The 24782-nt window shown below is 70.6% G+C and carries 22 protein-coding genes and 1 tRNA gene; 18 read left to right on the forward strand and 5 right to left on the reverse strand.

Going from position 1 to position 24782, the window contains the following annotated elements; all coding sequences use genetic code 11:
* Positions 1-11: 11 nt before the first annotated feature.
* A complete protein-coding gene (locus tag IF78_RS0132450; protein WP_031486788.1) occupies positions 12-2462 on the reverse strand; it encodes an SCO7613 C-terminal domain-containing membrane protein in 2451 nt (816 codons plus the stop codon).
* A 101-nt stretch (positions 2463-2563) separates the two neighbouring features.
* On the opposite strand from IF78_RS0132450, the gene IF78_RS0132455 reads away from it, so the two are divergent.
* Positions 2564-3022 carry an SRPBCC family protein gene (locus IF78_RS0132455; protein WP_031486789.1) on the forward strand — a complete coding sequence of 153 codons (459 nt, stop codon included), beginning with the start codon at positions 2564-2566 and terminating at the stop codon, positions 3020-3022.
* Positions 3023-3061: 39 nt separating this feature from the next.
* A tRNA-Val gene (locus IF78_RS0132460) sits at positions 3062-3133 on the forward strand.
* Positions 3134-3264: 131 nt separating this feature from the next.
* Here the strand turns inward: IF78_RS0132460 and IF78_RS0132465 are convergent.
* Positions 3265-3990, reverse strand: a complete 726-nt coding sequence (locus IF78_RS0132465; RefSeq protein ID WP_031486790.1) for a 3'-5' exonuclease — start codon at positions 3988-3990, stop codon at positions 3265-3267.
* A 167-nt stretch (positions 3991-4157) separates the two neighbouring features.
* Here IF78_RS0132465 and IF78_RS0132470 point away from each other — a divergent pair, with 167 nt between their 5' ends.
* The 3 genes from IF78_RS0132470 to thrS all read left to right on the forward strand — a co-directional run bounded on the left by IF78_RS0132470 (position 4158) and on the right by thrS (position 8163).
* Positions 4158-4778: a DUF4365 domain-containing protein gene (locus IF78_RS0132470; protein WP_031486791.1), complete on the forward strand. Its 621-nt coding sequence runs from the start codon at positions 4158-4160 to the stop codon at positions 4776-4778.
* Positions 4775-6004, forward strand: a complete 1230-nt coding sequence (locus tag IF78_RS0132475) for a hypothetical protein (RefSeq protein ID WP_031486792.1) — start codon at positions 4775-4777, stop codon at positions 6002-6004. Before IF78_RS0132470 ends, IF78_RS0132475 begins: the two co-directional genes overlap by 4 nt.
* Before the next feature lie 182 nt (positions 6005-6186).
* Complete coding sequence (gene thrS, locus IF78_RS0132480; protein WP_031486793.1) at positions 6187-8163, forward strand: threonine--tRNA ligase; 1977 nt, start codon at positions 6187-6189, stop codon at positions 8161-8163.
* Between the two features lie 27 nt (positions 8164-8190).
* On the opposite strand, the gene IF78_RS0132485 is transcribed toward thrS, so the two are convergent.
* Positions 8191-8850: a potassium channel family protein gene (locus IF78_RS0132485; RefSeq protein WP_031486794.1), complete on the reverse strand. Its 660-nt coding sequence runs from the start codon at positions 8848-8850 to the stop codon at positions 8191-8193.
* Between the two features lie 78 nt (positions 8851-8928).
* Between IF78_RS0132485 and IF78_RS0132490 the strand changes: the two genes are divergently transcribed.
* Positions 8929-9477: an HIT family protein gene (locus IF78_RS0132490; protein WP_031486795.1), complete on the forward strand. Its 549-nt coding sequence runs from the start codon at positions 8929-8931 to the stop codon at positions 9475-9477.
* A gap of 73 nt (positions 9478-9550) precedes the next feature.
* On the opposite strand, the gene IF78_RS0132495 is transcribed toward IF78_RS0132490, so the two are convergent.
* Both IF78_RS0132495 and IF78_RS0132500 read right to left on the reverse strand, forming a co-directional pair.
* Positions 9551-11212: a hypothetical protein gene (locus IF78_RS0132495; RefSeq protein ID WP_031486796.1), complete on the reverse strand. Its 1662-nt coding sequence runs from the start codon at positions 11210-11212 to the stop codon at positions 9551-9553.
* 228 nt (positions 11213-11440) lie between these two features.
* The gene (locus IF78_RS0132500; protein WP_031486797.1) at positions 11441-13639 is read right to left on the reverse strand and encodes an elongation factor G-like protein EF-G2; all 2199 of its coding nucleotides are present in this window, start codon (positions 13637-13639) and stop codon (positions 11441-11443) included.
* 278 nt (positions 13640-13917) lie between these two features.
* Here IF78_RS0132500 and pgsA point away from each other — a divergent pair, with 278 nt between their 5' ends.
* From pgsA to secD, 12 genes are all read left to right on the forward strand, one after another.
* Positions 13918-14652 carry a phosphatidylinositol phosphate synthase gene (gene pgsA / locus IF78_RS0132505; protein ID WP_031486798.1) on the forward strand — a complete coding sequence of 245 codons (735 nt, stop codon included), beginning with the start codon at positions 13918-13920 and terminating at the stop codon, positions 14650-14652.
* Positions 14649-15557, forward strand: coding sequence for a phosphatidylinositol mannoside acyltransferase (locus tag IF78_RS0132510; protein ID WP_031486799.1), 909 nt, complete (start codon positions 14649-14651; stop codon positions 15555-15557). The genes pgsA and IF78_RS0132510 overlap by 4 nt, the downstream gene beginning before the upstream one ends.
* Complete coding sequence (locus tag IF78_RS0132515) at positions 15554-16732, forward strand: glycosyltransferase family 4 protein (RefSeq protein ID WP_031486800.1); 1179 nt, start codon at positions 15554-15556, stop codon at positions 16730-16732. The genes IF78_RS0132510 and IF78_RS0132515 overlap by 4 nt, the downstream gene beginning before the upstream one ends.
* Before the next feature lie 140 nt (positions 16733-16872).
* The gene (locus IF78_RS0132520; protein WP_031486801.1) at positions 16873-17415 is read left to right on the forward strand and encodes a LemA family protein; all 543 of its coding nucleotides are present in this window, start codon (positions 16873-16875) and stop codon (positions 17413-17415) included.
* Between the two features lie 126 nt (positions 17416-17541).
* A complete protein-coding gene (pdxS, locus tag IF78_RS0132525; RefSeq protein ID WP_031486802.1) occupies positions 17542-18447 on the forward strand; it encodes a pyridoxal 5'-phosphate synthase lyase subunit PdxS in 906 nt (301 codons plus the stop codon).
* A 17-nt stretch (positions 18448-18464) separates the two neighbouring features.
* Positions 18465-19070 carry a pyridoxal 5'-phosphate synthase glutaminase subunit PdxT gene (gene pdxT / locus IF78_RS0132530; RefSeq protein ID WP_031486803.1) on the forward strand — a complete coding sequence of 202 codons (606 nt, stop codon included), beginning with the start codon at positions 18465-18467 and terminating at the stop codon, positions 19068-19070.
* Between the two features lie 48 nt (positions 19071-19118).
* Complete coding sequence (locus tag IF78_RS0132535) at positions 19119-19871, forward strand: YebC/PmpR family DNA-binding transcriptional regulator (RefSeq protein ID WP_031486804.1); 753 nt, start codon at positions 19119-19121, stop codon at positions 19869-19871.
* Between the two features lie 115 nt (positions 19872-19986).
* Complete coding sequence (ruvC, locus tag IF78_RS0132540; RefSeq protein ID WP_031486805.1) at positions 19987-20526, forward strand: crossover junction endodeoxyribonuclease RuvC; 540 nt, start codon at positions 19987-19989, stop codon at positions 20524-20526.
* Positions 20523-21128 (forward strand): Holliday junction branch migration protein RuvA, encoded by a 606-nt coding sequence (gene ruvA, locus IF78_RS0132545; protein WP_031486806.1) that lies wholly within the window; start codon positions 20523-20525, stop codon positions 21126-21128. The genes ruvC and ruvA overlap by 4 nt, the downstream gene beginning before the upstream one ends.
* A 25-nt stretch (positions 21129-21153) precedes the next feature.
* Entirely contained in the window at positions 21154-22224 is a 1071-nt protein-coding gene (gene ruvB / locus IF78_RS0132550) for a Holliday junction branch migration DNA helicase RuvB (RefSeq protein ID WP_031486807.1), read from the forward strand.
* Positions 22225-22399: 175 nt separating this feature from the next.
* Positions 22400-22897: a preprotein translocase subunit YajC gene (gene yajC / locus IF78_RS0132555; protein WP_031486808.1), complete on the forward strand. Its 498-nt coding sequence runs from the start codon at positions 22400-22402 to the stop codon at positions 22895-22897.
* Between the two features lie 133 nt (positions 22898-23030).
* Positions 23031-24782 (forward strand): protein translocase subunit SecD, encoded by a 1752-nt coding sequence (gene secD / locus IF78_RS0132560; RefSeq protein ID WP_031486809.1) that lies wholly within the window; start codon positions 23031-23033, stop codon positions 24780-24782.

A 24782-nucleotide genomic window follows, 5' to 3' on the forward strand; every position in this document is an offset into this window, starting at 1 on the left:
ATCGGGGCGCTTCAGTGCATGTTCCCCAAGAAATCCCGCATCCTTCGGGCATCCCTGAGGCGTTGTTCGTACGTCGCTCCCATCGCGAGCAGCAAGAGGCCGGCGAGGGCCGGAGGTACCCAGCGGGGGAGTGCGTCGGTCACCTGGGCGATGTACGGGGCGAGTTCGTGCAGGGCGTCCAGGGCGAGCACCGTGCCGCCGAGCAGCAGCGGTGCCAGGAGGTGGTGGCGGGCGCCCAGCAAGGTGACCGCCAGGGCCGTGAGGCCCAGCAGCAGGGGGCGCGTCCAGTGCGGGTCGCCCCAGGCCGTGAGGAGGCTCGGTACCAGGGTGGCGGCGAGGCCGGGGCCGTACGCCGTCCAGGACGAGGTCTGTGGATCGCGGCGCCTGCGCAGGGCGCCGACGAGCAGGGCCGGGACGGTGACCGGCAGCGTGTACGCCTCGGGCGTTCCGATGTCCCAGGCCGCCAGCCGTACCCAGGTGGCCAGGACGAAGAGCGCGGCGGCGGCGTAGCCGACGGGGCGGCGGTCGGGACGGATCGCCGTACCGGCGGTGACCACACCGCAGAGCGCCAGGACCAGGGCGAGCATCGGCAGGTCGGCCGAGACCGCCGCCAGCCCGATGGCGAGCAGTGCGGCGATCCCACCCGCCACCTCGACCGGCACCGTCGCCCTCGGGTCACCGAGCCGTGCCGCGAGCAGGGCCGCCGCCAACGGGACCGCCAGGACCAGCAGGGCGGTGTACTGCGGCTGCCAGTCGGCCGCGGCTCCCGTCGCGCAGGCGAGCGCGGCGGCGTACCCGAGTGCGGCCGGGGCCGTGACCGGGGCGAGGTGCGGCTTCCAGGAGGCTGCCGCGAGCAGTGCCGTCAGTGTGGCGAGCACGGCCAGGGTGGCGGGCTCCGTGGTCAGGGAGAGGAAGGCGAGGGAGAGTGAGGTGAGGAGGGCGAGGACCGTGGCGGTGGGGCCGGGGGTCGGGAAGTCGACAGTTGTGGCCTTCTCCGTGGAGGCCGCTGAGGGCTCCTCCCTTGCGGTCTCCGTCTCCGGGCGCTCGGACGGCCGCATCCACGCGGCTGCCGCGAGGGCGCCGGCCGTCGTGATCCCCAGAGCCACCAGGCCCACGACGTAGGGGACTTCGAGCACCGCCGGAAGCACCAGCGCCGTCGCCCACGCCAGCACCAGCACACCGGTCAGGGCCCGGGGCCGCCAGACCGCGTCACGCGCAGCGAGGACCAGTACGACGGCGACGACCGCCAGGACGACAGGCACCGTCTCCATGTCCACAGGCCATGGCGCGGAGACCGCCAGCGCCTCCCGGAGGCCTCCCGGCGCCCCGGACCACACCCGCTCCGCCCACGCGACCGGGCCCACCAGCACGATCCCCACCAGAGGCACAGTCCACAGCAGGGCAAGCCCCTGTACGGCGGCGGAGGCCCGGGCGAGCCCGCGCCGTACCGTCTCCGGCAGCCGGTCCAGCCGTACCGCCGCGAGCAGCGCGATTCCGCACGCCAGATACGCCGGGACCGTCCAGGCGTCCGGCAGCGCGGGTCGGGCGGTGCCGCCGAGTGCGGCGACCGTGAGGAGGCCGGCGGTGACCGTGAGGCCGCCCGCGTGCTTCTCGGCGGCCTGCTGCCGGGCCGCCGTCAGCGCGACGCCCGCCGCGAAGAGGAGGAGCGCCGCCGCACGGGCGGCGGCGCTCGGGCCGGTGGCCGTCCAGGACAGCCAGCCGGCGGCCCACACACCCCAGGCGCCCATGCCGTACGCACCGATCGCGGCGGTGATGCGCACGGACCCGGCGGGCACCCGGAGCGCCACGCCCGTGTCGAACCCGGCGGTCACGAGCACGGCGGCCGTGATCCAGTACGGGCCCGCGTCGGCCGCCACCGCCCAGAGGGCGAGGGGCAGTTGGGCCACGACCAGTGCGGCGGGCAGGGGCAGACGCAGCCCGGACGTGCGCGGCAGCAGGCCGTACGCCGTCCACAGGGCCGCCAGTACGGCGGAAGCGGCCGCCACGTAGCCCGTGGCGTCCACGTCGGCGAGCCCGACCTGGTGCAGCGCGTACGCGTCGAGCACGGTCAGGGCGAGCCCGATGCCTGCCACCGACTCGGCCGTCGACCGCAGTCCGCGCTTCAGCAGCGGCACCGGCACGGCGAGCACCGCCACCGTGACTCCGCCGAGCACCACAGCCCGCCCGGCGATCCCCATGTGCCCCCAACTGACCAGCGTGAACGCCATCGCGGCGATGGTGAGCAGGACACCGCCGAGCACCAGCAGGACGTTCTGGACCCGGGGTGCCGAGGCCTCCGGGCGTGGCGGTGCGACGGGCGCCGGGGTCGGTCGTGCCGCAGTGTGCAGCGCGGTGACCAGCCAGGCCCGGCGGTGCAGCAACTGGGCCCGGCGGGCGTCCAGTTGGCGCAGCTCGAGGTCGAGGAGCCGCAACTCCTCGGCCGGTGGCGGAAAGTGCGTCATGCCTGGAGTGTGGCCCGCGTCACGTCGTACGGCATGAGTGCGCGTACTCAGAACGTACTCAGGTGCGGCGGAAACCCGCCGCACGCGGGCAGACTCGGCCCATGGACTGGAGCCACTACCGCTTCCGCAGCCTGTGGGCCCTGCCCGCGGCGCCGGCCGCCGTCTACGACGTGCTGGAGCAGGCCGAGGACTACCCCCGCTGGTGGCCCCAGGTGCGCGAGGTGAACAAACTCAGTGACACCACCGGCGTGATCACGATCCGCTCCGTACTGCCGTACGGCATGGTCTTCAGCGCACGTGAGGTGCGGCGGGACCGGGAGGCCGGAGTGCTGGAGATCGCGCTGTCCGGGGACATCGACGGCTGGGCGCGCTGGACTCTCACGCCGCACGGTGCCGGGACCATGGCCCGCTACGAGCAGGTCGTCGATGTGAACAAGCCGCTGCTGAGGCGGTTCGCGGTGCCGGGGCGGCCGGTCTTCCGGGCCAATCACTGGCTGATGATGCGGTCCGGGCGGCGAGGCCTGGTGGCCTACTTGGCCGGCGGTCATCAAGCGGTTTGATGGAGACCCGCCGGGACCTGTATTGTTCAGTCCGTTCCCGGGCGATTAGCTCAGTGGGAGAGCGCTTCGTTCACACCGAAGAGGTCACTGGTTCGAACCCAGTATCGCCCACGATCGCGAGAGCGACGTGTGTCCGCAGACAGCGCGGACCACGTCGCTCTCTTCGTGTTGTGCACGGCTTCGCCGCGCGGTGTGGGGGCTCCGCCCCACAGCGGCGTTGTCGTCGGCCGGAGCCGGAAGGCCTACGCCGCCGCCGGCAGATCAGGTCGCAGTGGCCACGCCGGGTCCACCGCCTCCTCGCTGCCGCTGCGGGCGAACCACGCCTGCAGGCCACGTGCCTGTGCCGCGTGCCACACCGCCTGGAGCGTGTGCAGCTCCGCGGGGGACAGGCGCTCCAGACGGCCTGCGAAACGGCGGCCCACTGCCCGTACGACCTCCAGCGAGGCCAGTGCGTCGGCCCCCGCGTCGTGCGCGCCGTCCAGCGTGACGCCGTAGTGCGCGCACAGGTCGGTCAGGGTGCGACGGCCCTTGCGATAGCGGTCCAGATGCTTGTCGAGGACGCGCGGGTCGAGCACCAACATGGGCGACGTCTCGAACCATCGGTCCAGGGACGACGCGCGATGGCGCCGCAACTCGCGGTCCAGCAGCGTCAGATCGAACGGCGCGTTCATCACCACTATCGGCCGGCCCACCGCCGCCTGACCGGCCAGTTCCTCGACTATCTCCTGCATCACCGGCGCCGGCCAGCGGCCGTTGCGCTGGAGATGTTCCTCCGTCAGTCCATGCACTGCCGTCGCCGCTTCCGGCACCGGCACGCCCGGGTTCACCAGCCACCGGGTCACCCGTGGCCGGGTGCCCGGGGCGTCCTGGACGACGACGGCCGCCGAAACGATCCGGTCGGTCTCGACGTCCACGCCTGTCGTCTCCGTGTCGAATGCCGCCAGCGGGCCTTCATACCAGCACGCCATACCTACACAACCCCTCGTTCACCCACGGCAGCTGACGTACCGTCTTCTGCCCGTTTGGTGATACCCGGGCCGTTTGCGGCGTACGCCGGGAGGACACAACAGGAGTGCGGGTCTTTGCAGTTCAGCGGCCCGGACGGGGATTCACTTGGCGTGGAAGGCTGTTCGTCATGGCGATAGCGCAGCCCGAGCGGGGCGGGCTGCTGCCCGAACGCACGGGCCCCCATCGCGGTTCACTCGCCACCACCGCCTGCATGGAGACACTGCAGGTGGGTTATCTGCATGCCGTCGCGGCGGCGGCCGGATGCTCGCTGTCCCAGCCGTTCCCGGACAACGGCATCGACTGGCACGTCAGCCACAGCGCGCCCGGCCACACGGTCGACGACGAGGTCACCATCAAGGTCCAGCTCAAGGCGACGTACCAGCTCGCGCCGAACCCGCCCGCCCGTCTCCCACCACCCTCAACGGAGGGGGCTGCGCCCCCGCCCCTCCAGTTCCGCCGCTTCTTCTCGTTCACGCTCGACAACGACCACCTGGCGAAGCTCGCCCGCACCCCGGTCTCGGTGCACAAGATCCTGGTCGTGATGATCGTTCCGCGGTCGCAGGAGCAGTGGCTGCGGGCCGGCCACGACCGGCTCGATCTGCGGCACTGCTGCTACTGGGTCAACCTGGCCGGGCACCCGATCACCGGGCGGCGCCGCACCACCGTGCGGATACCGACCTCACGCATCTTCGACGACCGGGCGCTCTGCGAGATCATGACGCGGGTCGGAACGGGAGGCAAACCGTGACGCATCGCCCCCTGGAGGAGCCGGTACGACCAGTGCGGCCGCACCCGGTCGACGCGTCCTGGGACCGTCCCCCCGAGCCCGGCGAGGTCGACCCCGCCGTGCTGAGCGCCCTGCTGCACCGGCACGGCTGGCAGCGGCGCGGCGGAGCGGCGGGCCGCTACGGCCGCTGGACCCCGCCGGGGCCGGGCGGCAACGGCACGAGTCTGCTCGTCCCCGAGTCCCGCGCCTTCCCCGACAGCGACGACCTGCTAGGCGAGGCGCTCGTCGCCCTGTCCCGCAGCGGCATGCCCTCCGCACGTGAGGTGCTGGTCGGGCTCGCCGTGCCCAGCGACGAGATCCGCTGGTGGCGGGACGCGCCAAGCGGGCCGGCCGGGGCCGCGCCCTGGACCGTCGAGGAGGAACAGCGCAGCGCCGCCCGCCAGATGCTCCTCGCCGCGGCGCTCGCCACGCGCGCGCGTGCCGGCTACTACGGCGCCCGGCACCGCCGCTCGGCCGCCGCGATGCTGGAGAGCGTGCTCGTCGGCCCCGCCGCGGCCGGGCACGGCCTCACCGCCTTCGTGCCCGTCAGTACGGGGCGCCCGCTCGCCGTACGCCTCCACCAGGCGCTGTACGCCGCCCGCGAGGCCATCGACTACCAGCGGGCCACCGGCGGCATGGACGCCTTCGACGGCGCCGTCGAGGCAGGCGTCAGCCGCGAGCTCACCGAAGCGCTGGTGGCGTTGGTGCGCGGCACCGAGGGCGCCCGCATCGCCGTCGAGTGGGCGCCCGCCGCCGGGGTGCCCGAGGACTGCGCGGCCGGTGTCGAGCCGGTCGAGTTCTCGCCGGGCGACCTGCCCGCGCTGCGCGAGGCCGGGGCCCGCTATCTGCGCGAGGAGCCGTCCGTGCCGGTCAGGCTCACCGGCGCGGTCGTACGGATGCGCAGGTCGGGGCCGCGCGGAGAGGGCACCGTACGGCTGCGCGTCCTCGCGGGCGCCGAGGTGCCGCACGTCCGGCTGACCCTGGACGAGGAGGCGTACCGCATAGCCGGCCACGCGCACCTCGTCGGGCTGCCGGTGCGGGTGCACGGCCGTCTGGAGAGCCGAGGCGGCTTCCGCAAGGTCACGGGGGCCTCTGGCGTCGTACCGGTACAGGTGGACGACGCCGAGCGGGACCGGCTGATGAAGTCGCTGCAGGAGGATCTGGACTTCTTTGAGGAGGCTTGCGGCGCGGAGGAGCGGGACGACTGAGGGGCGGTCTCCCGAGAACTGGGGGAGGTCGGGCGGGACCGGGGATGCGCCCCGGTACTGCGGGGATGCGTGCCGGTACTGAAGGTGACCGTTTCGCGGTCAGCCGTCCTGGGTCGGTACGATCGCGTAATGCGCGCGCTCCTGGTATGGCGCCGCACCCCACCTTCAGTCAGGAGAGACCGGTGTCAGACGTCCGTGTGATCATCCAACGCGATTCCGAGCGGGAAGAGCGCGTGGTGACGACGGGCACTACGGCCGCCGACCTCTTCGCCGGCGAGCGCTCGATCATCGCCGCGCGCGTGGGCGGCGAGCTCAAGGACCTGTCGTACGTGCTCTCCGACGGCGAGGAGGTCGAGGGCGTCGAGATCTCCTCCGAGGACGGTCTGGGCATCCTGCGCCACTCCACCGCGCATGTGATGGCGCAGGCCGTGCAGGAGCTCTTCCCCGAGGCCAAGCTGGGCATCGGCCCGCCCGTCAAGGACGGCTTCTACTACGACTTCGACGTCGAGAAGCCGTTCACGCCCGAGGATCTCAAGGCCATCGAGAAGAAGATGCAGGAGATCCAGAAGCGGGGGCAGCGCTTCTCCCGCCGTGTCGTGACCGACGAGGCGGCTCGTGAGGAGCTGGCTTCCGAGCCGTACAAGCTGGAGCTGATCGGCCTCAAGGGCTCCGCCTCCTCCGAGGACGGCGCGGACGTCGAGGTCGGCGCCGGTGAGCTGACGATCTACGACAACCTGGACGCCAAGACCGGCGACCTGTGCTGGAAGGACCTGTGCCGCGGTCCTCACCTGCCGTCGACCCGCGCGATCCCGGCGTTCAAGCTGATGCGCAACGCGGCCGCCTACTGGCGCGGCAGCGAGAAGAACCCGATGCTCCAGCGCATCTACGGCACCGCCTGGCCGTCCAAGGACGAGCTGAAGGCGCATCTCGACTTCCTCGCCGAGGCCGAGAAGCGCGACCACCGCAAGCTGGGCAACGAACTCGACCTCTTCTCGATCCCCGAGCAGATCGGTTCCGGCCTCGCCGTCTTCCACCCCAAGGGCGGCATCATCCGCCGCGTGATGGAGGACTACTCGCGGCGCCGCCACGAGGAGGCGGGCTACGAGTTCGTCTACACCCCCCACGCGACCAAGGGGAAGCTCTTCGAGACCTCAGGTCACCTGGACTGGTACGCCGAGGGCATGTACCCGCCCATGCAGCTCGACGAGGGCGTGGACTACTACCTCAAGCCCATGAACTGCCCGATGCACAACCTGATCTTCGACGCGCGCGGTCGCTCGTACCGTGAACTGCCGCTGCGCCTCTTCGAGTTCGGGACCGTGTACCGGTACGAGAAGTCGGGCGTCGTGCACGGCCTCACGCGCGCGCGTGGCTTCACCCAGGACGACGCGCACATCTACTGCACCCGCGAGCAGATGTCCGACGAGCTCGACAAGCTGCTCACCTTCGTCCTCGACCTGCTGCGGGACTACGGACTGACCGACTTCTACCTGGAGCTGTCCACCAAGGACCCGGAGAAGTTCGTCGGCTCCGACGAGGTCTGGGAGGAGGCGACCGAGACCCTGCGCCAGGTCGCCGAGAAGCAGGGCCTGCCGCTGGTCCCGGACCCGGGTGGCGCCGCCTTCTACGGTCCGAAGATCTCCGTCCAGGCCAAGGACGCCATCGGCCGCACCTGGCAGATGTCGACCATCCAGCTCGACTTCAACCTGCCGGAGCGCTTCGACCTGGAGTACACCTCCGCGGACGGCTCCAAGCAGCGTCCGGTCATGATCCACCGGGCCCTCTTCGGCTCGATCGAGCGGTTCTTCGCCGTGCTCCTGGAGCACTACGCGGGCGCCTTCCCGGCGTGGCTGGCCCCGGTCCAGGCGATCGGCATCCCGATCGGCGACGGGCACGTGGACTATCTGGAGAAGTTCGCCGCGGCCGCCAAGAAGAAGGGCCTGCGCGTCGAGGTCGACTCGTCCTCCGACCGTATGCAGAAGAAGATCCGCAACGCCCAGAAGCAGAAGGTGCCCTTCATGGTCATCGCGGGCGACGAGGACATGGCCAACAACGCCGTCTCCTTCCGCTACCGTGACGGCTCGCAGGAGAACGGCATCCCGTTCGACGAGGCCATCGCGAAGATCGCGCAGGTGGTCGAGGAGCGGGCGCAGGTCTGATCGCACCTGACGGGGCCCTCGGGGAGTTCAGCTTCCCGGGGGCCCTTCGTCGTCGTCGCGGGAGAAGGCCTGCAACAGCCACGAGGCGAAGGTGCCGGTCACCGCACCGAGCAGGCCGAGCCCTACGGCCATGACCCCGACGCCGACCAGCCGCCCGCGCGGCGTGACCGGGGTGATGTCGCCGTAGCCGACCGTGGCGAGGGTCGAGCAGGTCCACCACACGGCGTCCCCGAAGGTCCGCATGGTCGCCCCCGGTGCGCCGCGCTCCTGGTGGTAGACCGACAGGGCACCGGTGAAGCCGAGAAGCACGGTGGACAGACCGGCGTAGACGATCACGCGCGCGTGCACGGTGAGCCGGGCCCGCCCGTGCCGGCGCTGAATGGCGTCGTGCGCCTTCACAATCTGGAGTGGCCGCAGCAGGGGCAGAAACAGAACCAACGTGTCCAGCGGGTGCTTCCGTACGAAGCTCCACCGTTGCCTGCTGAGCAGCCAGCGCCCGGCGTAGTCGACAACGAACAACGCCCAGGCGGCGAACGTCAGCGCGAGGCAGAGGTCGAGCACGGTGTCCGTGAGCTGACCATGGCCCAGGACGCGAATCGCGTACGAGGCGAGGAAGATCATCGACGCCACGCCGAGAGGGATCTCGGCGCGCTGCTGCCAGCGGGCCAAACGGCTGTCATCGTCCACCGGCCCAGCTTGGCGCGGGCCGACCGGAGGCGAGCCCCGGCGACACGCCGCGAACGGACGAAGCCATATGCTGCACGCATGACGAGTGAGCCGGAGCAGCAGTGGGGAGTGGGGATCCAGGACGCGTTCCAGCGCCTGTGGACGCCCCATCGGATGGCCTACATCCAGGGTGAGAACAAGCCGACCGGCCCCGGAGCCGAAGACGGCTGCCCCTTCTGCTCGATCCCGGCCAAGTCCGACGAGGACGGGCTGATCGTCAAGCGCGGCCAGCAGGTGTACGCGGTCCTCAACCTGTACCCGTACAACGGCGGCCACCTCATGGTCGTGCCCTACCGTCACGTCGCCGACTACACCGACCTCACCGAGCCGGAGACCATCGAGCTCGCCGCCCTGACCAAGCAGGCGATGACGGCCCTGCGCACCGCCTCCGGCGCCCACGGCTTCAACATCGGCATGAACCAGGGCACGGTCGCCGGCGCCGGCATCGCGGCCCATCTCCACCAGCACATCGTCCCGCGCTGGGGCGGCGACACGAACTTCATGCCGGTGGTGGGGCACACGCGGGTGCTGCCGCAGCTGCTTGCCGATACGCGGAAGATGCTGGCGGAGGCCTGGCCGACGGTTTGAGCCTGGGGAACGCTCTCGAGCCAGCCTGAGCCTGCGGGCAGTCGTGCCGCTGGGGGCACGGCTGGGCGCAGGCCTACGCGTCGTACACGTCCGCCTTCCGCGGTGACGGATCCTGCACTGCCGTACTCAGGAACGCCGACCGCGTACCGAACTTCTCGGTGTCCACGCCGTTCTCCTCCAGCACCTTGATCGCCGAGGCATGCACCACCCGCAGCACCGGCGTAGCAGCCCGCAGGGCATCGTCGGCCATGAACCGGTGCCGCCACGGCTGATCCGCCCACGCGTGCCGCAGCCCGAACGGCTCGGGCAGCCCTATCGTCCCGCCGAGCCAGTTCAGCAGCGGCGGATACCAGGAGATCGGGGCGCGCACCGCAAGCCGCACCACCTCGTCGGTGTTCACCAGCGGAAGCTTCACCTTGCGGGTCTCCCACGGCTTCAGCGACTTGCTGACCTCCTTGGTCGGCGCCTCGGGCTTCTCCTGGAAGAGCCCGTTCACCGGGCCGAGCGCATGCCCCGTCACCTCGATGCGCAACGTCTCGTGCAGCACGGTCACCGTGATCAGCATGGTGATGATCAACTGCCCGTCCCAGAGCGTCCACTGGACGCCCAGGTAGTGCCGGTCGCCGCTGCCGAACTGCTGCTTGTTGCAGATGTCCTGTATCGCGTGCGACTTGACGACATACGCCTCGACGTCCGTGCCCTCCGGCCGGGACACCGCCTTCGCGCCCTCGGCGATCGGCGTGACCACCCAGTGGCGTATCGAAGGCTTGGGAAAACCGCCGGTGTTGAGCGGACCGCGCTCCAGCATGCGCAGCTGGTCGTGGATCGAGCGGATGACGTCCCAGCTGCGGAAGGGGTGGATCTCCCGGGTCGGGTCGGCGGGCACCAGGTCCTCGGCCAGCTGCCAGCTGCCCCAGCGGGTGCCCATGCCGAGTATCCCCTTGGGGCCGGCGTAGAAGACGGAGTTGGACTGCTGCTCGGCGCTCAACTTGGCGAGAGACTGGCGCAGTTGCTCGGCCGCGGTCTCGCCGGGGCTGCTCGGCACCGCCTCCGGGACCTTCGCGCCGACGCTGCTGCCGGCCAGCAGACTGTCCCACCGCTCCCGCAGGTCCCTCGCCGTGCGCTCGCAGACCTGCTTCGCCCAGAACCAGCCGACCACGGGCATGAGGACCGAGGCCCGCGCATACCAGGCCCAGAAGCCGGTGAACGGCATACGGATCAGGAAGATCACGGCGAGCGCGCCCGCTGCGACGAGCAGCGCGGAGGCGAGCGCGCCGCCCCGCTTCTCGTCCCGCTTGACGATGGTGGTGCGCAGTTGGAAGATCAGCAGCCACACCAGCAGGCCGGGCAGGAACAGCACGCCGCAGAGCACCATGATGGCGCTGAGCATCCGGTCGCGGGCCTTGCGGATGTTGTTGGCCGCCAGACAGTGCTCGACGACGACCTGCGGCTCGGTGCCGAATGACTGGATCAGGGGCTTGCGGCCGCTGCCGAGCATGCGGTCGACCACGGCCCGTGAGAAGGCCTCACCCAGGTTGGGACGGAAGATCTTCGCCCAGCTGCGGCCTGCCTTGACCTCGGTCTGATGCCATTCGTTGTCGGCCTTCTTGATGTCCTCGTACGGATTGTCCCGATAGGCCGCCGAGGCCAGCGCGAAGGTAGCCGTCTGCCCCTCGCCGGCCGTGCGAGGCACCTGCGGACCGAAGATGTCCGCGTAACCGCTCTCAACGGTCATTCCCGCCCCCGATCGCCGCACTGTCGCTTCTGCGGCCTTTCCCGACTTCCGTACTGCGCACACCTGTTGATCAATGATCAGAGTATCTCCCGCCACCGACAATCGTCGGCGGACGGCCGAAGCCGCCCGCCGACGGGAGGGGAGCGTTCCACAAGGGCCGGTTGGTGGCGCCGGCGCCAACCGCCGGGCGCCGCGCGCCTGTTCCCTTGAGGCGCTGCGCGCCTGTACCTACGAGGCGGCGCGCGTCTCTTCACGAATCCTTTCGGCGACCTGCGGCGGCATCGGTTCGTGCCGCGCGTAGGAACGGTTGAAGCGAGCGGTGCCGTGCGACAGCGACCGCAGATCGACGGCGTACCGGCCGATCTCGATCTCGGGCACCTCGGCCTTGATGACCGTGCGGCCACCGCTGGTCTGCTCGGTGCCGAGGACACGCCCACGCCGCCCGGACAGATCGCTCATCACGGCGCCGACGTAGTCGTCGCCGACGAGGACGGAAACCTCGGCCACCGGCTCCAGCAGATGGATCTTCACGTCGGCCGCCGCCTCCCGCAGCGCGAGCGCGCCGGCCGTCTGGAACGCGGCGTCGGAGGAGTCCACGGAGTGCGCCTTGCCGTCGAGCAGCGTCACCCGGATGTCGACGAGCGGGTAGCCGGCCGCGACTCCCTTGGCCGCCTGGGCCCGTACGCCCTTCTCCACCGAGGGGATGAACTGCCGCGGCACCGCCCCGCCGACGACCTTGTCGACGAACTCGATGCCCGAGCCGCCCGGCAGCGGCTCCACCTCGATCTCGCAGATGGCGTACTGCCCGTGCCCGCCGGACTGCTTCACATGCCGCCCGCGTCCCGCCGACTTGCTCGCGAACGTCTCCCTCAGGGAGACCTTGTGCGGCACGACGTCGACCTGGACGCCGTAGCGGCTGCGGAGCCGTTCGAGGGCGACGTCCGCGTGCGCCTCTCCCAGGGCCCACAGCACGACCTGGTGGGTGGCCTGGTTCTGTTCCAGTCGCATGGTCGGGTCCTCGGCGACGAGCCGGGACAGTCCCTGCGACAGCTTGTCCTCGTCGGCCTTGCTGTGCGCCTGGATGGCGAGCGGCAGGAGCGGGTCGGGCATCTGCCAGGGCTCCATCAGCAGCGGGTCGTCCTTGGCCGAGAGCGTGTCGCCGGTCTCCGCGCGGCTCAGCTTCGCCACGCACGCCAGGTCACCGGCGATGCAGTGGCTGAGCGTGCGCTGCTGCTTGCCGAAGGGCGCGGACAGGGCGCCGATCCGCTCATCGACGTCATGGTCCTCGTGCCCGCGGTCGGCCAGCCCGTGCCCGGAGACGTGCACCGTCTCGTCGGGGCGCAGGGTGCCGGAGAAGACGCGCACCATCGACACCCGGCCGACGTACGGGTCGGACGCCGTCTTCACGACCTCCGCGACCAGCGGTCCGTTCGGATCGCACAGCTTCAGCTCGCGCGGCTTGCCGTCCACGGTGGTGACCCGGGGCGCCTCGCGTTCCAGCGGTGTCGGGAAGCCCCGCGTGATCAGCTCCAGCACCTCGACCGTGCCGAGGCCCTGCCGGGCACCGTCGGCGGCGGGAGCGGCGGCCAGGACCGGGAAGAACGTGCCGCGCGCGACGGCTCGCTCCAGGTCCTCGATCAGCGTCTTGACGTCGACCTGCTCGCCGCCCAGATACCGGTCCATGAGGGTCTCGTCCTCGCTCTCGGCGATGATCCCCTCGATCAGCCGGTTGCGGGCCTCCTCGATCTCCGGCAGCTGGTCCTCGCCGGGCTCGGACTCCTTGCGCTCCCCGGACGAGTAGTCGAACAGCTTCTGCGACAGCAGCCCGGTCAGGCCGGTCACGGGCGCGTGCCCGTCCGGGCCCTGCGGGCCGTGCAGCGGCAGATACAGCGGGAGCACGGCGTCGGGGTCGTCCCCGCCGAAGGCCTCCGCGCAGATCCGCGTCATCTCCTCGTAGTTCGCCCGGGCGGCCTCGAGGTGCGTGACGACGATCGCGCGCGGCATGCCGACGGCCGCGCACTCCTCCCACACCATGCGGGTCGAGCCGTCCACGCCGTCCGAGGCGGAGACGACGAAAAGGGCCGCGTCCGCCGCACGCAGACCGGCCCTGAGCTCCCCGACGAAATCGGCGTATCCGGGGGTGTCCAGAAGGTTGACCTTGATGCCGTCCCATTCGACCGGCACCAGGGAGAGCTGCACCGAGCGCTGCTGCCGGTGCTCGATCTCGTCGTAGTCGGAGACGGTGCCGCCGTCCTCCACACGGCCCGCCCGGTTCACTGCCCCCGCGGTGAGCGCGAGAGCTTCCACCAGAGTCGTCTTGCCCGATCCGGAGTGGCCGACCAGCACCACATTCCGTACGGACGCGGGGTGGTCGGCCGCCGTAGCCCTGCCGGCGGCTCCGGGATGTGCGTTCGCCTTGTCGCCCATGATCCTGCCTCCCGTGCACGGTGAGGTCACTGTGGGCGCGGACATACGGATCCGCGTGCGATTGGCGGCTCCGTTGACGCCCGCGGTTCTTCGAGCTTTCCACTCCCGTCACGGTGCGTCCATACGGCGGACGTGATCGCGCCGTCCGACCGTGGTGAACCGGGCCGCCCGACCCGGGTACGAGTGCCCGGCGGTCGCACTCACGCGCGCGTGGCTACGATGGGCCAGCCGGTGGCCAGCAAGGGCCGCACGGCGCCACACCGACCCTCGGGAAGGCCATGCTGAACAAGTACGCGCGTGCGTTTTTCACGCGTGTCCTCACGCCGTTCGCCGCATTTCTGATCCGGCGGGGCGTCAGCCCCGACACCGTGACGCTGATCGGCACCGCCGGTGTGGTCGCGGGCGCGCTGGTCTTCTACCCCATGGGCGAGTTCTTCTGGGGCACGGTCGTGATCACGCTCTTCGTGTTCTCCGACCTCGTCGACGGCAACATGGCCCGCCAGCTCGGCCGCTCCAGCCGCTGGGGCGCCTTCCTGGACTCGACACTCGACCGGGTCGCCGACGGCGCGATCTTCGGCGGGTTCATCCTCTGGTACGCCGGTGGGGGCGACGACCTCGTCCTGTGCGCCGTCTCGATCTTCTGCCTGGCCAGCGGCCAGGTGGTGTCGTACACCAAGGCCCGTGGCGAATCGATCGGCCTGCCCGTCGCGGTCAACGGCCTCGTCGAGCGCGCCGAGCGCCTGGTGATCTCGCTGGTCGCGGCCGGTCTCGCGGGGCTGCACAAGTTCGGGGTACCCGGCATCCAGTACCTGCTGCCCGTCGCCCTGTGGATCGTCGCCGTCGGCAGCCTCGTCACGCTGATCCAGCGGGTCGTCACGGTCCGTCGCGAGTCCGCGGAGGCGGAGGCCGCGGCGGCCGCGCAGGAGACGCCGCAGAACACCTCTCAGCAGAACACCTCTCAGCAGAACACCTCTCAGCGGAACGCCTCTCATGGGAGCGAGGCAGCGAAGTGAGTGCCCAGGAGCGGCTCACGGACGCGCTGTACGGCCTCGGCTGGGGCACCGTCAAGAAGCTTCCCGAACCGGTCGCCGTACGGCTCGGCCGCACCATCGCCGACCTCGCGTGGAAGCAGCGCGGCAAGGGCGTCCAGCGGCTCGAGAGCAACTACGCGCGCGTGGTGCCCGACGCGAGCCCGGAGCGCCTCGCCGAGCTCTCGCACGCGGGCATGCGCTCGTACCTGCGCTACTGGATGGAGTCCTTCCGGCTGCCCGCCTGGAGCGCCGAGCGCGTCAAGGGTGGCTTTGAACCCAAGGACATCCACTATCTGACCGACGGCCTGGCCGCCGGCAACGGCGTGATACTCGCCCTGCCGCACCTGGCCAACTGGGATCTCGCGGGCGCCTGGGTCACCACCAAGCTCGAGACGCCGTTCACCACCGTCGCCGAACGTCTCAAGCCCGAGACGCTCTACGACCGCTTCGTCGCCTACCGCGAGGGCCTCGGCATGGAGGTCCTGCCGCACAGCGGCGGCACCGCCTTCGGCACGCTGGCCCGCAGGCTGCGCGACGGCGGCCTGGTCTGCCTGGTCGCCGACCGCGACCTGTCCGCCTCCGGCGTCGAGGTGGACTTCTTCGGCGACACGGCCCGCATGCCCGCGGGACCGGCGCTGCTGGCCCAGCAGACCGGGGCGCTCCTGCTCCCCGTGACGCTCTGGTACGACGACTCCCCGGTGATGCGCGGCCGGGTTCATGCCCCGGTCGAGGTCCCCGAGACAGGTACCCGGGCCGAGAAGACGTCTGTCATGACACAGGCGCTGGCCGATGCCTTCGCCTCGGGGATCGCCGAACATCCGGAGGACTGGCACATGCTTCAGCGTCTGTGGCTCGCTGATCTGGACCCCACGAAGGGATCCTCGTGAGGATCGGCATCGTCTGCCCGTACTCCTGGGACGTCCCAGGAGGCGTCCAGTTCCACATCCGCGATCTCGCCGAGTACTTCATCCGGCTCGGCCACGAGGTGTCCGTCCTCGCCCCCGCCGACGACGACACGCCCCTGCCGCCGTACGTGGTCTCGGCGGGTCGCGCCGTCCCCGTCCCGTACAACGGCTCGGTCGCCCGCCTGAACTTCGGCTTCCTGTCGGCGGCCCGCGTACGCCGCTGGCTGCACGACGGCCGGTTCGACGTGGTGCACATCCACGAGCCGGCCTCGCCGTCGCTCGGCCTGCTGACCTGCTGGGCGGCACAGGGCCCGATGGTCGCCACGTTCCACACCTCCAACCCCCGGTCCAAGGCGATGATCGCCGCGTACTCGATCCTCCAGGCCGCCCTGGAGAAGATCAGCGCGCGGATCGCGGTGAGCGAGTACGCCCGCCGCACGCTGGTCGAGCACCTCGGCGGCGACGCGGTCGTCATCCCGAACGGCGTCGACGTCGACTTCTTCGCCAAGGCCGAGCCGAACCCGGAGTGGCAGGGCGACACGATCGGCTTCATCGGCCGCATCGACGAGCCCCGCAAGGGCCTACCGGTGCTGATGAGGGCCCTGCCGAAGATCCTCGCCGCCCGCCCGCAGACGAGGCTGCTGGTGGCGGGCCGGGGCGACGAGGAGGAGGCGGTCGAGTCCCTGCCCGCCGAGCTGCGCTCCCGCGTCGAGTTCCTCGGCATGATCAGCGACGAGGACAAGGCCCGCCTCCTGCGCAGCATCGACCTGTACGTCGCCCCCAACACGGGCGGTGAGAGCTTCGGCATCATCCTGGTCGAGGCGATGTCGGCCGGTGCCCCGGTCCTCGCCTCGGACCTGGACGCCTTCGCCCAGGTCCTCGACCGGGGCGCGGCCGGCGAACTCTTCACCAACGAGGACGCCGACGCCCTGGCCGAGACCGCGGTACGCCTCCTGGAGGACCCTGCCCGCCGAGCGGAGCTGCGGGAGCGCGGGAGCGTGCATGTGCGCCGCTTCGACTGGTCCACGGTCGGCGCGGACATCCTGTCGGTGTACGAGACGGTGACGGCGGGGGCGGCCGCGGTGGCGGCGGACGAGCGGGCCGGTGGTGGCGGGGCCGGCGGGCTGCGCGCGCGGTTGGGGTTGGCGCGGGACTGACGGCCACGGCTGCACCGGTGACATCGCAGCACTGGTGACATCGCAGCACCGGTGATACGTAGGCACCAGTGCTGCGGCGGACCGTGGCACTCCAGGGCAAGTGGTCCACCTCATTTGGCGCCCCCGTAGGCTTTCCGCCCGTGACCGCAACCCTCATCTGGATCCTCGTCGCCCTCGTCGCCATCGGTCTCTACCTGAGCTGGACCGCCGGCCGCCTCGACCGGCTGCACGCCAGGATCGACGCGGCCCGCGCCGCGCTCGACGCACAACTGCTGCGTCGCGCCTCCGTGGCCCAGGAACTGGCCACCTCAGGGGTACTGGATCCAGCCGCGTCGATCGTCCTGTACGAGGCCGCCCACGCCGCCCGGCAGGCCGAGGAGGAGCAGCGGGAGGTCGCCGAGAGCGAGCTGAGCCAGGCGCTGCGGGCCGTGTTCGCCGAGTCCCAGCAGGTGGAGGTGGTACGGGAGGCACCCGGGGGAGAGGAGGCGGCCCGAGAGCTGACCGAGGCCGTCCGCCGGGTACCGATGGCCCGCCGCTTCCACAACGACGCCGTACGCGCGGCCCGCGCTCTGCGCCGGCACCGCAAGGTCCGCCTGTTCCGCCTGGCCGGGCACGCGCCGTTCCCGATGGCGTTCGAGATGGACGACGAGCCGCCCATGGCACTGGTCGACAGGGCCGCCTGACCAGCGTGTTCACGCCCGGAGCCAGGAAAAGGATCCACCGGCTCCCTATTGGCCCTTGCAGTGGACTGGTCCACTCCCGTTTCCTCGGTGCTTGCAGTAACCCTTCTTCACCGTGTGAGGTCACCCGTGTCCATCTCCGAAAACCAGGCTCCCGAGACTGGCACCGCGCGCGTGAAGCGCGGCATGGCCGAGCAGCTCAAGGGCGGCGTGATCATGGACGTCGTCACGCCGGAGCAGGCGAAGATCGCCGAGGATGCGGGCGCCGTCGCCGTCATGGCCCTGGAGCGGGTCCCCGCCGACATCCGCCAGGACGGCGGCGTGGCCCGGATGTCCGACCCGGACATGATCGAGGGCATCATCGACGCCGTCTCCATCCCGGTCATGGCGAAGTCCCGTATCGGCCACTTCGTCGAGGCCCAGGTCCTGCAGTCCCTCGGCGTCGACTACATCGACGAGTCCGAGGTCCTCACCCCGGCCGACGAGGTCAACCACTCCGACAAGTGGGCCTTCACGACCCCCTTCGTCTGTGGCGCCACCAACCTGGGCGAGGCCCTGCGCCGTATCGCCGAGGGCGCGGCCATGATCCGCTCCAAGGGCGAGGCCGGCACCGGCAACGTCGTCGAGGCCGTCCGCCACCTGCGCCAGATCAAGAACGAGATCGCCAAGCTGCGCGGCTTCGACAACAACGAGCTGTACGCCGCCGCCAAGGAGCTGCGCGCCCCGTACGAGCTGGTCAAGGAAGTCTCCGAGCTCGGCAAGCTCCCGGTGGTGCTGTTCTCCGCCGGCGGTGTCGCCACCCCGGCCGATGCCGCGCTGATGCGCCAGCTCGGCGCCGAGGGCGTCTTCGTCGGCTCCGGCATCTTCAAGTCCGGCGACCCGGCCAAGCGCGCCGCCGCCATCGTCAAGGCGACCACCTTCTACGACGACCCGAAGATCATCGCGGACGCGTCCCGCAACCTCGGCGAGGCCATGGTCGGCATCAACTGCGACACCCTCCCCGAGGCCGAGCGCTACGCCAACCGCGGCTGGTAAGCACAGGTAACCCACCCATGAACACTCCTGTCATAGGCGTCCTGGCCCTCCAGGGCGACGTACGGGAGCACCTCATCGCCCTGGCCGCGGCCGACGCCGTGGCCAGGCCGGTGCGGCGCCCCGAAGAGCTCGCCGAGGTCGACGGCCTGGTCATCCCCGGCGGCGAGTCCACGACCATCTCCAAGCTGGCCGTCCTGTTCGGCGTGATGGAGCCGCTACGCGCGCGCGTGCGGGCCGGCATGCCGGTCTACGGCACCTGTGCCGGCATGATCATGCTCGCCGACAAGATCCTCGACCCGCGCTCGGGTCAGGAGACGATCGGCGGCATCGACATGATCGTGCGCCGCAACGCCTTCGGACGACAGAACGAGTCCTTCGAGGCAGCGGTCGACATCAAGGGCGTGGACGGCGATCCTGTGGAGGGCGTCTTCATCCGCGCCCCCTGGGTCGAGTCCGTCGGCGCCGAGGCAGAGGTCCTCGCCGAGCACGACGGCCACATCGTCGCGGTCCGCCAGGGCAACGCGCTGGCCACGTCGTTCCATCCGGAACTGACCGGTGACCACCGTGTGCACGGCCTGTTCGTCGACATGGTGCGCGCCAACCGGACAGCGGAGTCCTTGTAGGATCTCTGGCGTTCGTTCATAGATGGGTTACGCGAAGGAGACAGGCAGATGTCCGGCCACTCTAAATGGGCCACGACGAAGCACAAGAAGGCCGTGATCGACGCCAAGCGCGGCAAGCTCTTCGCGAAGCTGATCAAGAACATCGAGGTCGCGGCGCGCATGGGCGGCGTCGACCTCGACGGCAACCCGACGCTCTATGACGCCGTCCAGAAGGCCAAGAAGCAGTCGGTGCCGAACAAGAACATCGACTCCGCGATCAAGCGCGGTGGCGGTCTCGAGGCCGGTGGCGCCGACTACGAGACGATCATGTACGAGGGCTACGGCCCGAACGGCGTCGCCGTGCTCATCGAGTGCCTGACGGACAACCGCAACCGCGCCGCCTCCGACGTCCGCGTCGCCATGACCCGCAACGGCGGCAACATGGCCGACCCGGGCTCGGTGTCGTACATGTTCAGCCGCAAGGGCGTCGTCATCGTCCCCAAGGGCGAGCTGACCGAGGACGACGTTCTGGGTGCCGTCCTTGACGCGGGTGCCGAGGAAGTCAACGACCTCGGCGAGTCCTTCGAGGTCATCAGCGAGGCCACCGACCTGGTCGCGGTCCGCACCGCCCTCCAGGAGGCCGGCATCGACTACGACTCCGCCGACTCCAGCTTCGTGCCGTCCGTCCAGGTCGAGCTGGACGAGGAGGGCGCCAAGAAGATCTTCAAGCTGATCGACGCGCTCGAGGACAGCGACGACGTGCAGAACGTCTTCGCCAACTTCGATGTCAGCGACGAGATCATGGAGAAGGTCGACGCGTAGCGCTGCCGCGAGCTCAGCAGGCTCAACGGGCCGACGGGACACACCCCGTCGGCCCGTCGCGTTGTCGGTGGCACCCGATAGCCTGCACAAACAGGCGATCGAAAGGGAGGGCGGGGTGCGCGTACTGGGGGTGGACCCGGGGCTGACGCGATGCGGTGTCGGTGTGGTGGAGGGCGTCGCCGGACGCCCGCTCACCATGATCGGCGTCGGCGTCGTCCGTACGCCCGTGGACGCCGAGTTGGGGCAGCGCCTCGTCGCCATCGAACGGGGCATCGAGGAGTGGCTGGAGGCGCACCGGCCCGAATTCGTCGCCGTGGAGCGGGTGTTCAGCCAGCACAACGTCCGTACGGTGATGGGCACCGCCCAGGCCAGCGCCGTTGCCATGCTCTGCGCCGCCCGCCGCGGGATTCCCGTCGCCCTGCACACCCCCAGCGAGGTCAAGGCCGCCGTCACCGGCTCCGGCCGCGCCGACAAGGCACAGGTCGGCGCCATGGTCACCCGCCTGCTCCGGCTCAGCGCACCGCCCAACCCGGCCGACGCCGCCGATGCCCTCGCGCTTGCCATCTGCCACATCTGGCGGGCCCCCGCGCAGAACCGACTCCAGCAGGCCGTCGCCCTGCACAACGCCAAAGCACCGAAAGGCCGTACGGCATGATCGCCTTCGTCAGCGGCATGGTCGCCGCGCTCGCCCCGGACGCTGCTGTCGTCGAGGTCGGCGGCGTCGGTATGGCCGTCCAGTGCACACCGAACACGCTGTCCACGCTGCGCGTCGGCCGGCCCGCCAAGCTGCACACCTCGCTGGTGGTCCGCGAAGACTCGCTGACCCTGTACGGATTCGCGGAGGACGACGAGCGTCAGACCTTCGAACTGCTCCAGACCGCGAGCGGAGTCGGCCCGCGCCTCGCCCAGGCGATGCTGGCCGTGCACTCGCCCGACGCCCTGCGCAGGGCCGTGGCGACCGGGGACGAGAAGGCGCTCACCGCGGTCCCCGGCATCGGGAAGAAGGGTGCCCAGAAGCTGCTCCTGGAGCTGAAGGACCGCCTCGGCGAACCCATCGGCGCACCTGCCGTGGGCACCCCTGTCACCCAGAGCTGGCGCGACCAACTGCACGCGGCACTGATCGGCCTGGGGTACGCGACGAGGGAAGCCGACGAGGCCGTATCCGCCGTGGCCCCGCAGGCGGAGGCGGCCGAGGGCACGCCCCAGGTCGGCCAGTTGCTGAAGGCTGCCCTGCAGACCCTGAACCGAGCCCGCTGACCCACCGGAACCCGAGGCACATCACATGAACTGGGACGACACCACCGACAGCTCCGCCCCCGAGCGGCTCGTCGGTGCGTCCGCCGACCGTGAGGACCAGGCCGTCGAGGCCGCGCTGCGCCCGAAGGACCTGGGCGAGTTCATCGGCCAGGAGAAGGTCCGCGAACAGCTGGACCTCGTCCTGCGCGCCGCCCGCGCGCGTGGCGCCACCGCCGACCATGTGCTGCTCTCCGGCGCCCCCGGCCTCGGCAAGACCACCCTGTCGATGATCATCGCGGCCGAGATGGGCGCCCCCATCCGGATCACCAGCGGCCCCGCAATCCAGCACGCCGGCGACCTCGCCGCGATCCTCTCCTCCCTGCAGGAGGGCGAGGTCCTCTTCCTCGACGAGATCCACCGCATGTCCCGGCCCGCCGAGGAGATGCTCTACATGGCGATGGAGGACTTCCGCGTCGACGTGATCGTCGGCAAGGGCCCCGGCGCCACCGCCATCCCGCTCGAGCTGCCGCCTTTCACCCTGGTCGGCGCCACCACGCGCGCGGGCCTGCTGCCGCCCCCGCTGCGCGACCGCTTCGGCTTCACCGCGCACATGGAGTTCTACGAGCCCGCCGAGCTGGAGCGCGTCATCCACCGCTCCGCGAACCTCCTCGACGTCGAGATCGACGCCGAGGGCGCCGCCGAGATCGCCGGCCGCTCGCGGGGCACGCCCCGTATCGCCAACCGCCTGCTGCGCCGCGTCCGTGACTACGCCCAGGTCAAGGCCGACGGGATCATCACCAGGGACATCGCCGGGGCGGCCCTCGCCGTCTACGAGGTCGACGCCCGCGGCCTCGACCGGCTCGACCGTGCCGTGCTGGAGGCACTGCTGAAGCTGTTCGGCGGTGGCCCGGTCGGCCTGTCCACGCTCGCCGTCGCGGTGGGGGAGGAGCGCGAGACCGTCGAGGAGGTCGCCGAGCCCTTCCTGGTACGGGAGGGGCTGCTCGCGCGCACCCCGCGCGGCCGGGTCGCCACTCCCGCCGCATGGGCGCATCTCGGCCTCACCCCGCCCCGCTCGCAAGCTGCGGGAAACGGACAACAGGACCTGTTCGGGGCGTGATGGCATCGTGACGGCGAGCTCTGTGGCCGCAGAGGGAACGCCGGTGCCATGCTGAGCGTTGTTCCATGCGCGGAGACTCGCTTAGACTCCGCCGATGCCGCCTTTGTCGGCGGCACACATACCCCCAACCATCAGGCCGCTCACCGTCGCGGTCGTGTGAAGGAAGTTCCGACCCGTGAGTCTCGTGACCCTCCTCCCGTTCATCGTGCTCATCGGGGCCATGTTCCTGATGACCCGGTCGGCCAAGAAGAAGCAGCAGCAGGCCGCCGACATGCGGAACCAGATGCAGCCCGGATCCGGTGTCCGCACCATCGGTGGCATGTACGCCACTGTCAAGGAGGTCAGCGAGGACACCGTCCTTCTTGACGCCGGCCCGGGCGTGGAGCTCCTCTTCGCCAAGAACGCGATCGGTGCCGTCCTCTCCGACGACGAGTACAACCGCATCGTGCACGGCATCGAGCACGACCTGAAGTCCGACGTCGTCCCGGACGACGCCTCCTCCCTCACCGAGGACGACGAGCCCGCCGCTGCCGCCGCCTCCGACGAGAAGCCCGTCGACTTCGGTAAGAAGGACGAGAAGGACGAGGCCGAGGAGCCGTCCGACGCCGTGGCCGCCGAGGCGAAGGCGGACGACGAGCCGAAGAAGACCGACGGCGACTCCGAGTCGAAGTAGCCATGTGCCGGGGCGCGCGGGCCACGCCTGCGCGCCCCCGGGCATGCCGATCTCGCACGGGGATCCCTACACCATGTCATGGCCGCCCGCCCGCTGATCCGGCGCGAGGCGGCCCGAGAGGGAGTACGAGAAGGTGGCAGCACCTAAGAAGGGCCGGAACGCGAGCGCCCAGAGCAAGCCGGGGCGCTCGCTGGCCCTCATCCTGATCGCCATCGCGGCGCTCACCGGAGGGATGTTCGCCTCGGGGCACACCACTCCGCGTCTTGGTATCGACTTGGCCGGCGGCACGAGCATCACGCTCCGGGCGGATGCCGAGCCCGGCCAGGAATCCGCGATCAACCAGACCAACATGAACACCGCGGTCCAGATCATGGAGCGCCGGGTCAACGGTCTGGGCGTCTCCGAGGCCGAGGTACAGACCCAGGGCGATCGCAACATCATCGTCAACATCCCCAAGGGCACGAACTCCAAGGAAGCCCGGGACCAGGTCGGTACCACCGCCAAGCTCTACTTCCGCCCGGTAATCGCCACCGAGATCTCCGGCGCCGACGCCGCGGCCACCCCCTCGCCGAGCGCCTCCAGCAGCGCGTCGGGCGACTCCACCGAGAAGGCGACCGACAAGGCGACGCCCTCCGGCTCGACCAGCCCCTCGGCGACCTCCACCACGCAGGGACGCGCGGTCACCGACGCACTGAAGGCCGACCCCACGCCGTCCACGAGCGCCACCTCCAGCGCCTCCCCGTCCGCGAGCGGCAGCCCCACCGGCGACACGGGCAGCAGCAAGCTCCAAGCGCAGTACGCCGCGCTGGACTGCACGAACAAGAAGGCCCGCGCCACGGCCGGTGACGGCGCCAAGCCCGAGGAATCCACCGTCGCGTGCGGTCAGAACTCGTCGGGACAGTGGCAGAAGTACATCCTCGGCCCCGCCGAGGTCGACGGCACGGACGTCGACAAGGCCGAGGCCGTCTTCCAGACGCAGACCGGCGCCGGCTGGACCGTGACCATGAAGTTCACGGACGCGGGCAGCAAGAAGTTCGCCTCCATCACCGGCAAGCTGGCCCAGAACCAGCAGCCGCAGAACCAGTTCGCCATCGTGCTGGACAACGACGTCGTCTCCGACCCGTCCGTCCGCGAGGCCCTGACCGGCGGCAGCGCCGAGATCTCCGGCAACTTCACCCAGGAGTCGGCCCAGAGCCTCGCCAACATGCTGTCGTACGGCGCGCTGCCGCTGTCCTTCAGCGAGGACAGCGTCAACACGGTGACCGCCGCACTCGGCGGCGAGCAGCTCAAGGCCGGTCTGATCGCCGGCGCCATCGGTCTCGCCCTGGTCGTGATCTACCTGCTGGTCTACTACCGCGGCCTGTCGATCATCGCGATCCTCTCGCTGCTGGTCTCCGCGGCCCTGACCTACACGATCATGTCGCTGCTCGGCCCGACCATCGGCTTCGCGCTGAACCTGCCGGCCGTCTGCGGTGCCATCGTCGCCATCGGCATCACCGCGGACTCGTTCATCGTGTACTTCGAACGCGTCCGCGACGAGGTCCGTGAGGGCCGCTCCCTGCGCCCCGCCATCGAGCGGGCCTGGCCGCGCGCCCGGCGCACCATCCTCGTCTCGGACTTCGTGTCGTTCCTCGCCGCCGCGGTGCTGTTCGTCGTCACCGTCGGCAAGGTCCAGGGCTTCGCGTTCACGCTCGGCCTGACCACCCTGCTCGACGTGGTCGTCGTGTTCCTGTTCACCAAGCCGCTGCTGACCATCCTGGGCCGCACGAAGTTCTTCGGAAACGGTCACCCCTGGTCCGGCCTCGATCCCAAGCGACTGGGTGCCAGGCCGCCGCTGCGCCGCACCCGCCGTCCCTCCGCCCCCGTCGAGACGAAGGAGGCGTGA

It is taken from the genome of Streptomyces bicolor (assembly GCF_000719285.1).
GTDB lineage: Bacteria > Actinomycetota > Actinomycetes > Streptomycetales > Streptomycetaceae > Streptomyces > Streptomyces bicolor.

Bases quoted from the DNA above. Each gene is read 5' to 3' on its own strand.
- IF78_RS0132450 (WP_031486788.1), bottom strand. From the start codon at position 2,462: ATGACGCACTTTCCGCCACCGGCCGAGGAGTTGCGGCTCCTCGACCTC.
- IF78_RS0132455 (WP_031486789.1), top strand. From the start codon at position 2,564: ATGGACTGGAGCCACTACCGCTTCCGCAGCCTGTGGGCCCTGCCCGCG.
- IF78_RS0132465 (WP_031486790.1), bottom strand. From the start codon at position 3,990: ATGGCGTGCTGGTATGAAGGCCCGCTGGCGGCATTCGACACGGAGACG.
- IF78_RS0132470 (WP_031486791.1), top strand. From the start codon at position 4,158: ATGGCGATAGCGCAGCCCGAGCGGGGCGGGCTGCTGCCCGAACGCACG.
- IF78_RS0132490 (WP_031486795.1), top strand. From the start codon at position 8,929: ATGACGAGTGAGCCGGAGCAGCAGTGGGGAGTGGGGATCCAGGACGCG.
- IF78_RS0132495 (WP_031486796.1), bottom strand. From the start codon at position 11,212: ATGACCGTTGAGAGCGGTTACGCGGACATCTTCGGTCCGCAGGTGCCT.
- IF78_RS0132500 (WP_031486797.1), bottom strand. From the start codon at position 13,639: ATGGGCGACAAGGCGAACGCACATCCCGGAGCCGCCGGCAGGGCTACG.
- pgsA (WP_031486798.1), top strand. From the start codon at position 13,918: ATGCTGAACAAGTACGCGCGTGCGTTTTTCACGCGTGTCCTCACGCCG.
- pdxT (WP_031486803.1), top strand. From the start codon at position 18,465: ATGAACACTCCTGTCATAGGCGTCCTGGCCCTCCAGGGCGACGTACGG.
- IF78_RS0132535 (WP_031486804.1), top strand. From the start codon at position 19,119: ATGTCCGGCCACTCTAAATGGGCCACGACGAAGCACAAGAAGGCCGTG.
- ruvA (WP_031486806.1), top strand. From the start codon at position 20,523: ATGATCGCCTTCGTCAGCGGCATGGTCGCCGCGCTCGCCCCGGACGCT.
- ruvB (WP_031486807.1), top strand. From the start codon at position 21,154: ATGAACTGGGACGACACCACCGACAGCTCCGCCCCCGAGCGGCTCGTC.